This is a genomic window from Bythopirellula sp. (assembly GCF_041737835.1).
Classification (GTDB): domain Bacteria; phylum Planctomycetota; class Planctomycetia; order Pirellulales; family Lacipirellulaceae; genus Bythopirellula.
Window position 1 is genome coordinate 133305 of record NZ_JBGSQY010000072.1, and the last position, 16833, is coordinate 150137.

15 protein-coding genes are annotated in these 16833 nt (G+C 51.8%); 5 read left to right on the forward strand and 10 right to left on the reverse strand.

Annotated features, from left to right (window positions below):
• Nucleotides 1-16: 16 nt before the first annotated feature.
• From AC6T8Q_RS19885 to AC6T8Q_RS19900, 4 genes are all read right to left on the reverse strand, one after another.
• The gene (locus AC6T8Q_RS19885; RefSeq protein ID WP_500680743.1) at nucleotides 17-1237 is read right to left on the reverse strand and encodes a DUF1559 family PulG-like putative transporter; all 1221 of its coding nucleotides are present in this window, start codon (nucleotides 1235-1237) and stop codon (nucleotides 17-19) included.
• A complete protein-coding gene (locus AC6T8Q_RS19890) occupies nucleotides 1234-1677 on the reverse strand; it encodes a hypothetical protein (protein WP_500680744.1) in 444 nt (147 codons plus the stop codon). Before AC6T8Q_RS19890 ends, AC6T8Q_RS19885 begins: the two co-directional genes overlap by 4 nt.
• Nucleotides 1677-2759, reverse strand: a complete 1083-nt coding sequence (locus AC6T8Q_RS19895; protein ID WP_500680745.1) for a DUF1559 family PulG-like putative transporter — start codon at nucleotides 2757-2759, stop codon at nucleotides 1677-1679. Before AC6T8Q_RS19895 ends, AC6T8Q_RS19890 begins: the two co-directional genes overlap by 1 nt.
• 146 nt (nucleotides 2760-2905) lie before the next feature.
• Complete coding sequence (locus AC6T8Q_RS19900; protein ID WP_500680746.1) at nucleotides 2906-4303, reverse strand: hypothetical protein; 1398 nt, start codon at nucleotides 4301-4303, stop codon at nucleotides 2906-2908.
• Between the two features lie 592 nt (nucleotides 4304-4895).
• On the opposite strand from AC6T8Q_RS19900, the gene AC6T8Q_RS19905 reads away from it, so the two are divergent.
• The 3 genes from AC6T8Q_RS19905 (at nucleotide 4896) to AC6T8Q_RS19915 (ending at nucleotide 9289) form a co-directional block, all read left to right on the forward strand.
• A complete protein-coding gene (locus AC6T8Q_RS19905) occupies nucleotides 4896-6647 on the forward strand; it encodes a beta strand repeat-containing protein (RefSeq protein WP_500680747.1) in 1752 nt (583 codons plus the stop codon).
• Nucleotides 6648-6800: 153 nt separating this feature from the next.
• Nucleotides 6801-7520 (forward strand): hypothetical protein, encoded by a 720-nt coding sequence (locus AC6T8Q_RS19910; protein WP_500680748.1) that lies wholly within the window; start codon nucleotides 6801-6803, stop codon nucleotides 7518-7520.
• 140 nt (nucleotides 7521-7660) lie between these two features.
• Nucleotides 7661-9289: an endonuclease I family protein gene (locus AC6T8Q_RS19915; RefSeq protein WP_500680749.1), complete on the forward strand. Its 1629-nt coding sequence runs from the start codon at nucleotides 7661-7663 to the stop codon at nucleotides 9287-9289.
• Between the two features lie 138 nt (nucleotides 9290-9427).
• On the opposite strand, the gene AC6T8Q_RS19920 is transcribed toward AC6T8Q_RS19915, so the two are convergent.
• The 6 genes from AC6T8Q_RS19920 to AC6T8Q_RS19945 are packed head-to-tail and all read right to left on the reverse strand — an operon-like array spanning nucleotide 9428 to nucleotide 14872.
• Nucleotides 9428-10525: a type III polyketide synthase gene (locus tag AC6T8Q_RS19920; protein ID WP_500680750.1), complete on the reverse strand. Its 1098-nt coding sequence runs from the start codon at nucleotides 10523-10525 to the stop codon at nucleotides 9428-9430.
• Nucleotides 10501-11706: an NAD(P)/FAD-dependent oxidoreductase gene (locus AC6T8Q_RS19925; protein ID WP_500680751.1), complete on the reverse strand. Its 1206-nt coding sequence runs from the start codon at nucleotides 11704-11706 to the stop codon at nucleotides 10501-10503. Before AC6T8Q_RS19925 ends, AC6T8Q_RS19920 begins: the two co-directional genes overlap by 25 nt.
• A complete protein-coding gene (locus AC6T8Q_RS19930; RefSeq protein ID WP_500680752.1) occupies nucleotides 11676-12590 on the reverse strand; it encodes a methyltransferase domain-containing protein in 915 nt (304 codons plus the stop codon). Before AC6T8Q_RS19930 ends, AC6T8Q_RS19925 begins: the two co-directional genes overlap by 31 nt.
• The gene (locus tag AC6T8Q_RS19935; protein ID WP_500680753.1) at nucleotides 12541-13416 is read right to left on the reverse strand and encodes a DUF1559 family PulG-like putative transporter; all 876 of its coding nucleotides are present in this window, start codon (nucleotides 13414-13416) and stop codon (nucleotides 12541-12543) included. The genes AC6T8Q_RS19930 and AC6T8Q_RS19935 overlap by 50 nt, the downstream gene beginning before the upstream one ends.
• Before the next feature lie 14 nt (nucleotides 13417-13430).
• Entirely contained in the window at nucleotides 13431-14516 is a 1086-nt protein-coding gene (locus AC6T8Q_RS19940; protein ID WP_500680754.1) for a M56 family metallopeptidase, read from the reverse strand.
• Complete coding sequence (locus AC6T8Q_RS19945) at nucleotides 14513-14872, reverse strand: BlaI/MecI/CopY family transcriptional regulator (RefSeq protein ID WP_500680755.1); 360 nt, start codon at nucleotides 14870-14872, stop codon at nucleotides 14513-14515. The genes AC6T8Q_RS19940 and AC6T8Q_RS19945 overlap by 4 nt, the downstream gene beginning before the upstream one ends.
• Nucleotides 14873-15060: 188 nt before the next feature.
• Between AC6T8Q_RS19945 and AC6T8Q_RS19950 the strand changes: the two genes are divergently transcribed.
• Nucleotides 15061-15750, forward strand: coding sequence for a YceI family protein (locus AC6T8Q_RS19950; RefSeq protein WP_500680756.1), 690 nt, complete (start codon nucleotides 15061-15063; stop codon nucleotides 15748-15750).
• A 37-nt stretch (nucleotides 15751-15787) separates the two neighbouring features.
• Entirely contained in the window at nucleotides 15788-16567 is a 780-nt protein-coding gene (locus AC6T8Q_RS19955) for a hypothetical protein (RefSeq protein ID WP_500680757.1), read from the forward strand.
• Nucleotides 16568-16833: the final 266 nt, after the last annotated feature.

The window sequence follows — 16833 nt, forward strand, 5'->3', positions numbered from 1 at the left end:
GGCGAAATGAAAATCGCTAATTGTCGGCCTGGATCGTCTCTTGAAGATTTCGAGTGCCCAATGCCCGCCACACGGCCAAATCGATCGAGTCGTTGATCAGCGAGGTATGACCATCACCATAGCCAACCACAACCGTGCCGGGATGCTCACTTCGCGCGGCCACAAGAGCGTGCTCGTAGGCCGCATCGGGAATGGAACTATTGCTGCCGCAATCAATTCCTTCCCAATTAGGCGGAGCCACGTGATTGTATTCCGTGGCATCGTAACCCGCGAAGGGCCAACCGTTCGACCAGATGTCTCCCGGTAGCCAACGACCAGCGCCATAAAAAATGGGGCCTGTAATCGCAGGCTTGAGACAACTGCTTAATAGTTGATTAGCAGTAATATTCGACACGCTATTGCCTTGCCCCAAGCCAATCATGTCGTATTTCGTGACTTGAACGTCTGACCCACCGTAAACCGCGTTTCCGCTCCCTTTTGTGCGTTCAGAGAAAAAAATTGTTCTCGATAACCCGTCATGGTAATCTTTTGACCGAAATCCCTTGGCACTATAAGAAAAAGCTCCGTTTCCGCCCGCAGGGTAAGAATCTCCTTCGCGAGAGGGTTTATCAGGACTGAATTTATCACTATCCGCGGTTGTATCGCCTACCGAATGGCCAGCAAACGGAGTCGAGCCGCCGAAATTGCAACGATAATTGTTCTCGGAAATGATCAGCTGGGTGAATGGATCGCTAGGACAGATAAATAGCCCTGAAGCCGTGGCATAAGCATTGTAATGCGGATTAATCGGTGTCGACCCATCGCTGCTTAGCATTTGCTTCGACTGACCAAGATTAAAGTCAATCATGTCATACACATTGCCTTGCTCCATGTAGGGCAAGATCCAAATGTGAACCGAGAAATTATTGTTTCGCCGGCCAGGGCGGGTTGGCCACGGTGGATACGAGCTATCCATGGATTTTTCTTCCCACCTCGTGCCATTGAGCACTTCAAAATCAGGCCTTTTGCGTCCCGGCGGGAAGTAACCCGTGGCGGCTTCATGGTTGCATGCCGCCAGGCTCATTTGCTTGACGTTGTTGACGCATTGCGTCCGCCGTGCGGCTTCTCGCGCTGCTTGGATGGCAGGCAACAACAGGGCGACCAACACGCCGATGATGGCGATCACCACCAACAGTTCGACCAAAGTAAAACCTGCAAACGAAGTATCGGTGCAAACTGACTTCCGAACTTGTTTCATGGCACTTGGATCTCGATGGTTTGCTTGCCAGGTTTGACTTCCTGCTTAAGTGGTGTCGATCCCGGTAGCGAATGCTCGGGAGCAAGCCGAATCGGAACCCCTTGCCCGGTGGCTGAAGCAGCAAGTTGCAAATCGGTAAGAACAACACGATGCGATCCAACTACCGCGCCGAGTTCCTTCGCTCCACCTGCTCCACTCATCACTTGTAACTTAAAGTGGCCGGAATCATCGGTGTCGGCCGTCGACACGGGGCCTTGTGTTCCGGCGTCGACGTCGGGAATAAACTGAATACCAATTTTTTTCCCCGGTTGACTATTGATTAGCAATGTTCCTTCAACTTCGGCGACTTCATACGAAGGTCCGCCGCCACAACCACTCAGCGCAAGCAGGGTACACGCTGCAAGAATGATGATCGCTCGATGACTAAAACCTGTTTTCATTACAGCTCACTCATTTCAACAATGTCGGCGGCGGCACGAGTCGATAACCTGGTCAAGATAATTTGGCTCAGAGAATCGTTGACAAATCGGACCGATCCATCGCAGAACGCGAAGATGACGCCGCCAGGATGGCCACTGCCCCAACCGTTGTATCGCTTATCTTGGGCAATGATGTTGTTGGGAGAACTCGTATACGCCTGGACGGTTTGATTAATGGGAACCGCCGATGAGCAGAAAATATGCGCCGTCCCTTTCATACCGCCAGCCCAGGCCCAGGCTGAGACTTGATACATTTTTTGACCGCTATTATTGCTAGTCCAGCTATCAAAAAATTCGTCGTGATGGAACTTTTCACCAAGAATGATCGTCTGAGTCGTGCCATCTGTGATGTCCTTAATTCTGACGGGAGGGAGTTCTTTATGATTCTCCACGAGAACATTCATCCCGCCGCCGCTTGTGGAGGCCGCCAGTTGATTGCTGGACCCCGTCAAAAACAAAACACCGTTTGGACGAATTGGAAATTGTGAGTACTGCACATAGTAGGAACCTTCGCCATAATTCCCGGCATAGCTGGTTGCCGAATAGTAACCATCAGGGGCGCCGTTCGTAGAAGTGCTGGGGAATGCTCCCGCGCCTCCCGTTAACTGATATGGATTCTCGGGGAAGACATCCGAAGGGCAAAGAAAGCCGGAAATCACGGTCGCTGCCCGCGAAGTGGTGGGATTGTCAGTGACATTTGTTGTGGGGAAACGCCCCGAACCGGTGGGTTTGAAATCCCACAGACTATAGAGACCGGCCTGCTCCAAATAAGGAAGCAACCGCACAAAAAATGTGGCCTTAGTAAGATTCAAATTCGGCATCATTTCCATGCCGATGGGAAACGCGCCTTGCGCGCTTTCGTAATTAACAGCAGCCAGAGAGATCTGTTTAATACTATTCGTGCATTGCGTGCGTCGTGCGGCTTCACGGGCGGCTTGAATGGCTGGCAAAAGTAGGGCCACTAGAACTCCAATAATTGCAATGACAACCAGCAGTTCGACAAGTGTGAAACCGTATTGACGCGAATTGCGAGAACATCGCATGTCAAAAAACAATCTTCCTGAACGTTGTTTCATTACACTTTCCACAATTATTCAATAAAGGCACCGAGCCCGCCCGCTGCCCCAGCAAGGCGGGCTCGAATGCCAACCAACAAGAGATACTTTTTGTAAATCCTGTTTAACTTCTACTACGCGGCACGATCTCTCTTGCCGACGAGGCAAGTGCCAATCGCCAATGCCAACAACAGAGTCGACGGCTCGGGAACGGCGCTGACGGCCGCCAAGGCACCACCGTTGTAGGCAGTTTGCCAATCCGACAGATCACCCGTGCTGTAAGGAGCGGGTGACTCGCCACGCTGCCAAGCCAAGAAATCACGGCCCGTGACTACTCCGTCGTCGTTGAAATCTCCCGGAACACCCACGCTTCCACCCACCGAGGCAGCGACGTCTAAGCCACTAAACGAAGTGAAGAAGTCATTCTGATACCAGAACACCGAGCTATTGTCAGAGAGCGTGCCATTCATCGCTTCTTCAACGAAGTTTGGAATCACACTGGTCACATTCTGTCCAAAACCACCCACATAGAGGTTGCCTTGAGAATCAAGAGCAATTTCACGGCCCGTGGCTTGCGAATCACCGTCATCCACGCTAGAAGAAATATCGATATGCGCGATTTCCTCAAACGTGTCTTTATCCCAAACGAAAATTTCGGTTTCTGACCCACCGGAGAAGAAACCGGCCGAACCAATGATGATATCCGGAGCAATGTGCTCGTTGTAAACCAAGCCAGTGAATTGCGCGTCACCTGGACTGCTGCTGAAAATGCCGCTTTTTTCGATCATCCAGCTGGCAGTGGTGTTGGGAGTGCTTGTCGTGCCAAAGCTGGCGGAGCTAACGTCAAAGCTAATCAACTCACCAAAGGCATTAAGGGCAAGCACGGTGTTGTTATCAAGCCATGTGGTCGCTTGACTGGTGCCAGTCTTCAAAGGAGTCAAACTCCCCGTGCTACCGCTGCCGTTGCCGGTCGCGGTTGACATCCAGCCATTAATCGAAGCACCACTGCCCGTTCCAGGTGCTGGGCCGGCATCATATTGCATCACATGGATCAAGCCACCATCGTTCGCACCCCAAGCAATCTTGGTGTTGTCCGGGCTTACCGACATACCACCACCACGGTCGGTGCGAGCACCTCCAGTGGCATTCTTAATTCCCCAGACACTTTGAAACGTGCCACTCCCATTGGTGGCGAAGTTAAAGATTTCAAACCCCGTGAAGGAGTTGCCAAAATTGGCACCGAGAAAATTGCCCGATGCGTTGTGGCTGATGCCATTGGCGTTGTCGAATTCGACACTTTGAATAAAGTTTTTTGACCAGGGAGTGGAAGTGGCGCTGCCGCCGAATTCCGTGACGCCGGGAACTGCGCCCGAGCCCGGGCGAACGATCCGAAAACTATCGGTAGAACTACTATTCACACCGACCACGAGATCATCTTGCTGAATTTGGGCGTTGGCACGTCCTGCCCCAAATAAAACCATTGTGCTCGCCAACAAAAGAGCGAGCGAACGAATAAGACTGATTTGTCGCATACCTTGTGACCCCTCTAGTTGCTATGAAAAATTTCGATTCAGGATGCCGAGACCGCCCAGAGTTCTGCGAACATTCCTTAAAAACGGCCAGTCGAGTTGACTAACGGCGTCATGTCGCAGGTTGGCCAATCAACGCCAATTAGCTCGCAGTTCACGCGGAAATAATGTGCACTGACTCTCAAGGAAGGTCGCACGGGGGCTATTGTGAGTGAGCAACGTCCAAGTTCGGTCCAAGGAAAGTAAACTTTGAGTGAATGTTCGATTCAGTTTTCGCTGTATCAGCCTCTCTGTACTTATTAGAGATTTCACTTCTACTTACCAGCGTCTCTCAACCACCAAACTTATCCGATCTTCTCTGGTCATCATTGCTCATGACACTAAGACGCCGGGATTGATATATGAAGAGATACTTGCCGTATGTTCACTGAAAGCGGCGCTGATCTTCATCAAACTTTCGCAATGCTTGGACGTCCCTTGAACCTGTGTCTGGCAACATGGTGGTCGCGACGAGAAGAATCAGCAGATTCGGAGCCGTCGTTACAACTTTGAATGAACAACTTTTGTTCTTGCCTTGGCTTGAAAGGAGCGACTAATGAAGTGGACAACAATTCGTGGATTCCTCAGTGCCGCACTGGTCGGTACCGTGGTCTTCACCACAACGGCAGCAAATGCCGCCAACATTCATTCGAATGAAATCACCGACTCGGCCCCGTCGTCATCAAATCCGTTTACTCTGGGACAAACGGTGGCCGCCAACATGACAGCTTCCGGTATTGGCCGTGGTAGCGGGCTCACCGGTAACGCCGGTAGCAATCGTTACAATGCCGCTGGGTTCAATAGCACGTTGGATCTCAACGATTATTTTTCTTGGACTCTGACCCCCAATTCAGGCTTTCAGATTGATTTCACCAATCTGACGGGCAACTACCAACGCTCCAGCACGGGTCCCACGACCTATGCGTTCCGGTCGTCTTTGGACGGTTACGCTGCCGATATTGCCACGGGGGCGATCACAGGTTCGGGTAGCGCAGTCGCTTTCAACATGAATCTGGGAGGTGCGGCTTTCAACTCTGTGACTTCCGCGATCACTTTCCGTCTCTACGCTTACGGCGGAACCAGCGCGGCTGGCACGTTCAGTGTTAATGACTTTATTTTTGATGGCTCTGTTTCGGCACTAGCCACTGGCAACAACTCGACGATCACTGCACCCGGCACTGCGGGCTTTGGTCGCGTAATGCAAGGTCAAACCCCATCGTTGAACGTTAATCTCACCAAGACCGGAAGCGATGCGACAACCTACTCAGCCGTCGCGAGCAATAACGGGCTTACCGTAACTGCCGACGGCGCAATTGCCGGTGGTAGCCAAAACGAAATCGTAGGTCTGCAATTAGCTAACAACGCCAATGGTTCGGCCTCTACGGGTGCCAAAGCCTATACGTTGACCGTCGATAACACGATCGGCACAAGCGCTGGTGCTGGCCAAGGTTCGGCAGATGCGAATGACGTGGTGAATGTTTCGGCCACGGTCGTTGGCAATCGCACGATCAACAGCTCGGCTGTCAACCTGGGTAGCGTGATTGTTGGTGCTTCCACAGGTGCGCAAAACACAACTTTGAGCACCACGGGTGATGACAATAACAACACCCGTGTCACCGTGAACGGCGTTTCGGCCACCGACGGTTCCGTGATTGTCGCCACTGGTTCGAGTCAACTGTTTGACGGTGCGGCTGATACCGTTCTTCGTAGTGTCGCTGGCACGTTTGCCACAGCTGGTCCTAAGAGTGGCGCGATTGGCCTCTCGACGGCTGGTGAAGGTTTGTCTGGAGAAGCCGTCAATCCTGTGGCCGTGTCTTACACCGCCGCGGCGTTTGATCCCAGCACGGCTGCCTTTGCCGCCAACAGTGCAAATGCTTTGACGATTGATTTCGGCACTTTCATGCAAGGCAGTGGAATTCAATCGGTGAGCGAAGCCATTTTCAATGCTCTGCAAACCGCCGGTTATACCGCCGAATTGGACTTCGATTCGATTGTTGGCAGCGGTGATACTGGTGTTTTGTTCACCGATTTGGCTGATGGGGAATTCACGGCCTTGGCTGCCGGCCTTGGCAATGCTTATTCATTCCTGACGTCGTTCGACACGAACAATGTGCCGGGTGTTTATTCGGCAACCTACACGCTGGGCCTTTCCGATGCCGACTCTTATGCTGGTGCGGGCTTGGCTGGTTCGCAAGTTCTGACGTTGAATGTCTCGGGTACGATTATTCCCGAACCATCGACCCTTTTGCTCACAGTTCCGAGTTTGCTCGGCTTGCTGACGGCTCGCCGTCGCAATCGTGTTGCTTAATCTGAGGCAATGTGAAGTGGGTCGAGCGTTGCTCCCCATCGCCGACCCACTTCCATTCTCATTTGCTCAAAACTTTGAAAACGTCTTTCTGTTTTTTGGGATGGCAAGCCAAGTTCTTTGTAGTTCCGTCACCAAGAAATGAGGAGTAGTTTAATGAAACGACATGCTTTGTGTTTGGGAATTCTGAGTTTGTTGATCGTTACGGCGCCTGTAGCCCGCGCTACCACGATTGAAGCCTCGGACAATGCTACCGTGCAACCCGGCGGTCCTCGCTCGGGCACCAGCGGTAAAGCCTTCTTTAATGTGGAAGGTAGCAATAACGGCACTTTTGCAAGCTATGGCGTAGTTGATTTCAATCTGGCCGGACTTGGACTGGACCCAGTGGCAGATGTGGAGAATGTTGTTTTGAAGTTGACCGAGTCCAATGCAGGATTCAGTCTCAATGGCCCGATGAGCTTCTACTTCACGGCATCGACGGGCATCAACATCCAACCCGGCACCTCACCAGCTGCTTATCAAAGTGGCAACAACGGTTTAGCAAGTGTCGGCGGCACTTTTGGTAGCCTGACCTATTTGGGATCGGGCAACTACACCAACACTTCCAACGGTACGGTGGAATCCTTTCCCTTGAGCTTCTCAGGCGCAGCGTTGACCGGCTTTGTTGATGCAATCAACAACGGTACAACCTTGCGGTTGATCGTAACTCCCGATTCGGCTTCCACCGCTGCTACCTATGCCGGCAACACGAATTTCACCTATGCCGGTCCTACCTTGACCTTCGACGCGGTGACCGTTCCCGAGCCAAGCACCTTGGTTCTGGCACCGCTGAGCATGCTACTGGCTGCTCTCGGCCGTCGCCGCTTTATCGGCTAAGTCGTAGAGGACAGCCTTACCTCTGCAGGGACAAGCGGAGTAGGCGGGACGAACGGACTAGGTTCGTCCCGCCATTTTTCCTAATAACCAACAATCACTAACAACTTTGCGGCGAGCAAACTAGAAATTCGGAGCAGCTAATGAAGAAGCACCTTGCCCTATCGATGGCCTTCGTGGCCATGATTACCCTTTTGTCGACCAGCCTATTACAGGCTCAATACGACGCACCGGCCACCTACTACAACAGTGCAACTGGCACCGGTGCCACGTTGAAATCACAATTGCAAACGATTGTGAGCAGCATGACAGGCGTTAACTATGGGAATGCCCGTTACTCGGCACCCATTACAGATGTCGATCCCAACAATGCTAACAACATTTTACTGATGTATAATCGTGCATCTGTTTCTTCGGCATGGGATGAAGGCGGCACTTGGAACCGCGAGCATATTTGGCCTCAATCACGTCTCGCCGCCAGTGCCAGCAATGGATCAACAAATGTTGCGTCCGATCAATTCAATCTGCGTCCCGCCAACCCAAGTATCAACTCCTCGCGTGGTAACAAGCCCTTTGGTCTTGATACTTCAACGGGAAACAACGGGCATGTCGGCGATTATTACTACCCTGGTGATACCGATGCCGGGGATACTGCTCGGGCACAATTTTACATGTCCACTCGTTACAGTCAGTTGACTCTGACCGACGGCACACCTTCTGGCTTACAAATGGGCGATTTGTCTTCGCTCGTTGCCTATCACTATCGCGATGTGCCCGATACGTTTGAACGCCGCCGCAACCACGCTATCTATGGCTTGGCCGGCGCCAACAGCCCCGCGATTAGTAATCCTTACCGCCAGTCAAATCGCAATCCTTACGTCGATCACCCGGAATACGTTTGGTCAGTGTTTGTCGATCAGCAAAATGATTCGCAGCTTTACGTGGGTGGTTCACCCAACGCCAGCGGTGGGTCAAACGTCAATTTGAATCTTGGTTCTGTGTTGGTGGGTGCACCAGTGCCAGGGGCCCAGAATGTGAACCTCACCAAAACCGGCCTCGATGGCACGTACTATGAAGTGACCCCCTCGGGCGCCGCCACTTCGTCGGTCACTGGCCGTTACAATGCCTTTCCTGTGCTGACTTCGGGAACGAGCAGCCGGTCGCTTTCCGTCGGCCTCAACACCAACACTGCCACAGCAGGTTTACGCTCCGGGGCTGTCACAGTTAACAACCTCGATATCACCACCGCCGGTGGAACGGGTCGTGGAGCGAACGACGGAAATGACACGATTAATCTGGCACTCAACGTGCTCGATCATGCCAATCCCTCGTTTTCGTTGGTCAGCGACGCAAATTCGCTAGTTTACGATTTCGGTACGGTGCTGCTTGGCAGCACATCGCCGAGCTTTGGATTCAGCCTTGCTAACCTGGTTGCGACGACGGGATTTACGGCGGGCTTGGACCTTGATTCCGTACTTGGCAGCGGAGACGTCGGCGCGCTCACGACAGATCTGTCGTTGTTCAGTTCGCTCGATGCTGGTTTCACCAACGCCTTCACTGCCGCGCTGAATACTTCGAGCATCGGAACGTTCTCAGCAAGTTACACCTTGCAGTTCTCTGACGAGAACCTTCCCGGTGCGGCTGCCTTGGGAAACATGACGCTCACGCTCATGGGTAGCGTTGCCGCAGTGCCAGAGCCGTCCACGGTTTGCTTGATTGTGACCTGTGCATTGCTCACACTGGCTGGAAAACGACAAAGGATCGTTCGTTAATTCATTGATTTAAAAGCACGATCAGCAGGCAGTAGTCGACCAGCTCAACCGCCACCAGGCGCGAATGGGAGGGTTAGGCTACTGCCTGCTGATACTTTTTGTTTCGTGAACAAGATCTATCGCAATACTGATCTTCAGCTAAGCAGATAGCTTGATGAGCGCTGCTTCCATGACCAATCCAGGTCCAAAGGCGAGCATCACGCAAAGGCCGTTCTTCTTTTCGCGCCGAAGTTCTTCTAAGACAAATAGCACCGTCGGCGACGACATATTGCCATAATCATTAAGTACGCGCCGCGAAGCTTCAAGATCGTGTGCCGATAATCCGAGCGATTCTTCACAAGCATCCAGAATGCGCGGTCCTCCCGGATGGATCGCCCACGAGCTGACGTCTTCGATCCTGACTTCTGATTGGGCGAGCCATTGTGAGATCGCTTCCTGCAAATAACGGCGAATCACGCCTGGAACGCGAGATGACAGACTCATTTCGAAACCATGATCGCCCACCTTCCATGACATGAGATCGCTGGTATTCGGAAGTCGCCAGGAAGCGTTTGCAACTACCTCTCCCCAAGAATTACATGATCCCCCTTTGCCAACAAGCGAAGCTGCTCCATCAGCAAACAAGGAGTTGCTCACAAAGTGCTCACTGCGGTTGCTGTATTGAAAGTGCAAACTACATAGCTCTACGGCGCAGACCAACACACGGCTTTTTGGGTCAGATTTCGCAAAAGAATTGGCCACCCGAATGGCATTGAGTGCTGCGTGGCAGCCCATAAAACCAATATGCGTTCGGGCAACATCGGTGGGTAATTCGAGGCGCTCGCACAGCGTAAGATCAACACCCGGGGAATGAAATCCTGTGCAAGAAGCCGTGACCAAATGCGTAATCTCTCGTCCCGTGAGATTTGCGCGGTGTAAAGCTATTTCAGCCGATTCCACTGCTAAATCGGCAGCTTTTTCTTGATAAAACATCATGCGCTCGCCGGTCGTTGGACCACGCTTGCTCGCATCCTCAGCGGGTGCGAAAAACGATTGATGCGCTGGGACTCCGTTTGTCGACGACTCCAAGATGACACAGCGGCGCGAACTCACTCCACTTTTGCGATACAGCTTGGTGATTGTCTCAGTATGTTGAATACCAAGCCCTTGAGTAACCAATGCTAAATTGGCCGCATCATCTTGCCTAATCATGTGGGGCGGGGTCGCGGTGCCTAAACCGAGGATGTGAAGTCCCATGTATTCTCGTTTCTCATTCTTTGAGGGGCGGGGTGAATGGAAGATACCAATGTGGAAAGTAGACGGGGAGCATGCCACGCAACTGATAGTCCTGTGTTGACAAGCCAAGGCTGTCGACACAAGACGCTTAAACCTCGACAAAGGGCATGCCTTGGGTCGGTAAGGTGATGGAAAATGTGATGCCACTTGCGAGCAATATTCGGGTGCCAGCCTGATTGTGCTGTCATGACTAAAGGAATCACTGCCTCGGCCGCTTGCATTGCGAGAGTCATTCCCTCGCCGGTAAATGGTTCAACATAACCCGCCGAGTCGCCTACCAGAAAAATTCCTTCGTCGGCTATGCAGGCGGCCCGGCGTGTTAAAGGCAAGGTCCCGCGAAGTTCACAATCTCCATACCGCGTGGCGTTCGCGACTTGGCATTGTTCTAGTACGCTAAAGACTGCTGCGCTTGCCCCTAGCTGACGAACAGCAATCGGATTAAGCGCAGCAGCCAAACTCACCCTGCCATCGCCGAGTTTGATACGCCCGACGTAACCATGTTTGCCTATCGCCATCGAAAGTAGTCCCGCTGGCAAGCCTGGATCACTGACTTCAAGAAGTCCCCCGACACCGATTCGAGCAAATCGAGACGCAATTTGGCGAAATTTTGGTAGCCGTGCCACGCAATTGTTACCAAGTCCATCGCAGGCCAGCACGACTCGTGCATAAATATGTTGCTTAGAATTCTGTGCTGATTTCAGCTCTATTCTCCGCAGGCCATTATCGAACCCGTCTGTTATTGTGGCGGTGGTTTCCATCCACAGGTGCGCACCGGATTGAATTGCAACTTTCGCCAGTTCTTCGTCAAAGCAAGACCGCAGTATTGCCGCACCGCCTGTCATCGAGGTAACGAATTGCCTGCGTTGACCGCGAAGTTCGAGTTGCTCGATAGGAACAGCGTAGGAATTCGTCAAGACAGTGTTCAACGACAATTGCTTTAGTAAAGCGACTCCATCGGGGCTTAGGCAGCCACCGCAAACTTTATCTCGTGGAAATTTCTTGCGCTCGATCAACAAGATCCGTAAGCCTTGTCGCGCGAGCAATGTTGCGGCCAACCCACCGGCTGGGCCCGCCCCAATGACGACCACGTCCCAAGGATGCTGGCGGGTTCCTAAGCGGCTGCTGTTTTGTTGGCCGTCCATGGCTGCTCCCAAGTTATTAGATAGCGCTGTGGCCAATGCCGACGGAGAGTCGCTCCCTGCAAGCCCGCCTTAACAAACAACTGCTGGGCTTCGTTCTCACGAAACGCAGCCCGCACGGAAAGCGGCGCATCGACATGGACAACCGGTGAGCGTGTCAAAATGGCGCATCCCAACCAAGCCAATCCATATCCGCTTGCTGATCGACGCAAGTCGTCGACTAACAGAGCGTGATCTGCCACTGCTGCCAACCTTTTCAAAAGCGAAACGGCCTCGAATTCATCCAGGTGGTGCAAAAAAAGTGAACAAGTCACGAAGTCGTAGGTTGATGCCAATTGCTCACTGAGGACATCGCACTTGAAAAATCGAATTGAACGTAACCCCGCGTTGGTAGCTTGTAATCTGGCGAAGTCCACTGCGGTGGGGCTTTTGTCGCAACCTTCGATCAGCAAATGCAAACCTGCTCGCTCCGACCGACGTTTCAGCCAAATTGCCAAGTCTCCTGCCCCACAGGCAACATCAAGCACTCTTAACGCTTTGAGTTTTCGTTTCCGGGCAATACGAACGATCGCCTTCCAAATTTGCCGTCGCGTCGTTCCCCAACAATTTGTCCGTGAGAGACCTCGTAAGGCTTCATGGTGGGCGTCCTTTGCCAATGTAGGCTGGTCCATCACTTCAGGAGCCAGCTGCCTCGATCTGAACCACTCGTTCCACGTCTTATCGAAAAGAGTCGCCGACAACGATGTTTGTAGTAGATAGCTACCTGCTGTTACTGTGTTCATACTTTGCATCCTTGCGTGCTGCCAGAAAACTAATAACGGATCGAACTTGCCAATTTCATTCTTGAAGACAAGCCAGCGTTCGGTAGAGCAGGGGATCGACTTCATCAACTAGCCATGTACCATGGCCGTCACCCCACAAAAAATTCACGCCGCCGGGATGGCGACTGTCAAATTCACACTCGTCGGCATCGTCGCGATTAGGTCCCAACAAAGCTTGTCCTGCCACGCGTCCCGCTGCGTCCTCTCCTTCTAGGTCGATGCCCAGCCATGTTGCCGGAAGCTTCCGCGCGGTTCGTTCGCCGACAAATAATACGTGAGATGTACCTCGCAGTACCCGAGAAAAAGTCAAATCGCGATCGCGAACAAACGCACCCTCACCTTGCACGGAGAGCTCAGCATCAGGATCACTTGATCCGAATACTCCTAGATAGCTTGCCGCCGGTAACTCAACGATGACTTCGGTTGAGTTGGGTTCATGCGATTCATGGTCACCGATTTCCTTGAAAAGCTGAAAATGATCATCTTCGACGTCGGAAGCACACATATATGTTTCCAAAGTCGCTGTGCGTGCTGCCGCGTTGTTCGGCGAATCAATACCGGCGCGTTCGTCCACAAGTTGACGCAATTGATTCTGCTCCAAGTAAGGTAAAATTCTGGCTGCCCAACCGATGGCTGATGACGTTCCCGACACAGAACTCCAGCCAGCTGGAATCCGGCCTTGCGTATCGTGGCAGTTGTGTAAGGCGATGCCGATTTGACGTAAATTTTGCAGGCAGTCCATGCGCCGAGCCGTTTCACGCGCGGCTTGGACGGCTGGCAGAATCAAACCCATCAGCACTCCAATCACGGTAATGCAAACGAGTAACTCAAGTACGGTGAATGCCCTTCGCGAGGGCAATTCACGAGACAGTGAATATCGATGACAACTCATAGTTAGTATGAAAATCAATTCAAGGAAACGTCGTAGTGATGGTGAAGTACTCTGTGAGAATCAATCTCATAGTCGCGAACTTCAATTCCCAGTTCGCGTAATGCGCCAGCTGACCACTGAGGCCAGGGGGACCACAACCCCCGTGAAGATGCCGCCACGCTGATCGGCAACCAGGTCACCATGCACAAACAGGCAATCACGGCGAACTTAATCATCCAACGCTTTTGCACTGTTGATTGTGTGGAATTCCAATCTCGAGCAACCAGCCGCTGAATTCGCTCTTGGATTTGCGAAGCGCTTTCTTTCAATGCTAACCCAATTGGCAAGTTTGGCGATGCAGCCTGACACTCAGCGAGCATCATCAGGCCCTTGAGGTATTCGATGGCTTCGGTCCGAGAACGAACCGCGCCGCCATCGGCGATAAATTCGCGCTGCAAGGCGGCTCGACGCGAAGCTCGCCAAACAGCGGGATGATACCAATAAAGGATTTCAACAAGCCGCTGTAGGAATAAATAAAACGGATGATTGGCGCGTAAGTGCGAAATTTCGTGCCCAACGATAGTATGGACTATGTCGAACGAAGCCGAGAGCAAGGCACGCGGCAAGACAATCAGCGGCTGATACATTTGCCAACAGTAAGGACTCATCAGTTGGTCAGTGGTGCGTATTTTGACAGCATGCCTCGAGTTCAGGTTTGTTTTGATTCCCGCAAGCAGTGCTCGTTGTAGATCTGCTTCAATGGGATCAGTGGCACGCAGGACATTCATTGATTTCAACATGCCAAGCAGCAAGGCCGTGAAACCCACAATCACACCGGTGCCCCACACGCTCAAAGCTGTCCAAGCAACATACGTTTGCCAATCAAGGACCTTGACGACGCTTTCACTCTCAAGGAACACACTGATTGGCAATATCCTCACGTGAGGGCCGGCCCAAGCGAGTACGGTCAGTGTAAGAACCAATATGTAAAAGGCATTCCACAGCCGATCTTTGGACTCATCCGAGCTTTCACGTCGCTCAATCCAATTCGTGGCGAAGTACAAAATCGCTACTTGCACGGTCAAAGACAGCAGTATTTCAAGCGCTGACGGCAAACTCATGACTTGGCTTCCAGTTGCTCAACGGCCGCGCGCAACGCCGCGACATCGCTTTTGCTCATCTTTTCTTCAGACAACAAATTGATCACCAGCGAAGGCAAACGGTTGCCAAAGAGCAACTCCTTCAAATCGCCAATCATAGAACGTGAAATCTCGTCACGGCTAATGCTGGGACTATACACAAATGCGCGACCTATTTTATTCCGATTTAGAACGCCCTTCTTGCAATGCAACAAACTGAGCGTCGTGTAGGCCAAAGGGCGTTCGAGTTTGTCGCAGACTTGCTGCACGGTTCCCTCGCCCAAATCCCATAAGACATCCATCAGCTCAAGTTCATATCGCGTGAGTCGGTGTTCCATGGGGATCACGGCTCCTTGGTAAAAAATTACGAAATGTTCAACCTCGAGAAGTGCCCTAGACTCATCAACGATGTTTGTAGTAATTCTCGTTGCAGTATGTTCATCGAACTTGGGTTCGTGAGTCAATCTCAGTTTTTTGCGGAGGTTGCTAGCAACCCTAGACTATCTGTTTTCTAGGAGTTTCCCTGATGGGTACGTTCCAGTTTGCTCGAAGTTCGCGTCCGTTGGCCATCGCTTTGAGTTGGTTTTTTCTTCACAACATCGCTACCGCGCAACTCCCCGCCGAGCCGCAAGTGCCGGCGAAAAGTTTTGCTCAGGGCGAGGTCGACGCGCAGCGCAGTCGCGTTTACATCCGTGTGGGTAAAACGGGATTCGGACATGAGCATGCCGTGGTCGGCATGTTGAAAGCAGGGCAAGTCTTATTGGAACATGAGGAAAATGCTGGCGAACTTATCTTCGAACTAGGCAGTTTTGTGGCTGATCCTGACTACGCTCGTCAGTACATCGGCTTAGAGGGCTTGTCTGACCCCGCCACGCAACAAAAAGTGACGGCTAACATGCGAGGGTCCGAGGTACTCGACGTGGCACGGTTCCCAACGGCCAATTTTCGGATCAAATCTGCTCGCTTAACCCAGCGCAAAAGTTCCAAAGGATTGGCTGTTCATGAGTTCTCAGGCGAGTTCTCACTGCATGGTGTAACTCGAGCAATTCAATTTCCAGTGGAAGTGGAACAGTTTGATGGTTGGGCACATGTCCGCGGCAGTTTCAAGATTCGTCAAACAGATTTTGGCATGACGCCGTTTTCAAAAGCCTTCGGCACGATTGGTGTCGCAAACGAGCTCCAAATCTTCGGCGACCTTTATATAGCTCAGCGATAACTACAATTCATTTTTCTTTAGCAGGGATGGCCTAGCCATGAAAGCCGCAGAACTAAAACTGCCAATGACCTATACACGTGCTGCAGGAATTGCTGTGGGTTGGTCCACACAACTTCTCTTTGGCATTACGGTTTGGTACTTGTATTGGTTTTTGCAAGATGGCAAACAAGCAACTCGAAACACGTCCTTACTTTGGGATGCCTTTTTAGCATTACAGTTTGCGATTCCTCACAGCATTCTTTTGCTGCCAGCCGTCAAGAAGAAACTTACCAAGTTTATCCACCCTGCCTTTTATGGGCTGATGTTTTGCGCTGTCACGTGTTTTAGTCTGCTGCTTCTCATTGATTGTTGGCAGACGCATGGCTATGAGCTTTGGCACTTTCAAGGCATTGGTGGCATACTGATGAGAATTTGCTTCATTGCTTCCTGGTTCGCCTTGTACTACAGCATTAATCTCACGGGATTGGGCTATCAAACAGGCTATACACCCTGGTCCTATTGGCTGCACGGAGAATCTGTTCCAGCTCGTCCGTTTCAACCTCGAGGCGCCTATCATATGCTGCGCCATCCCGTCTATTTAAGTTTCCTAGGACTGATCTGGTTCACGCCCAGGATGACGCTCGACCATGCGCTGCTAACCGCAACTTGGACGGTATACATTTTCACAGGAAGTTGGTTAAAAGATCGCCGTCTCGCCTACTATCTTGGACGATCGTATCAAGACTATGCAGCCAAAGTGCCAGCCTACGTCTCAATTCCCTTCCGAGGCCTCTTCGCCAAGCATGTAAAAGCAGCCATCTTCCGGCCCAATCACTAATATTCATACGAAGTTATCTATGAGCAGAGTTGGGCACGGAGACTTGGCACTGTACGTCATTTCCCGCATCGCACAGCCGTTTGTCTTCGCAAAAACGAGAAAATGACCTATTGAAAAACTATTGATGGCTCGAATTAGAGATTCCTACTTTCAGGCCTTATTGAAGAACATCGTGTTTGGATTACGTTAGTTGTAAATTCTCCCCAGTAAGTCATCCGCTTTGCTTGTCGATTACTTTTCGCTTTTGCTCGCAGCAGACATATCTA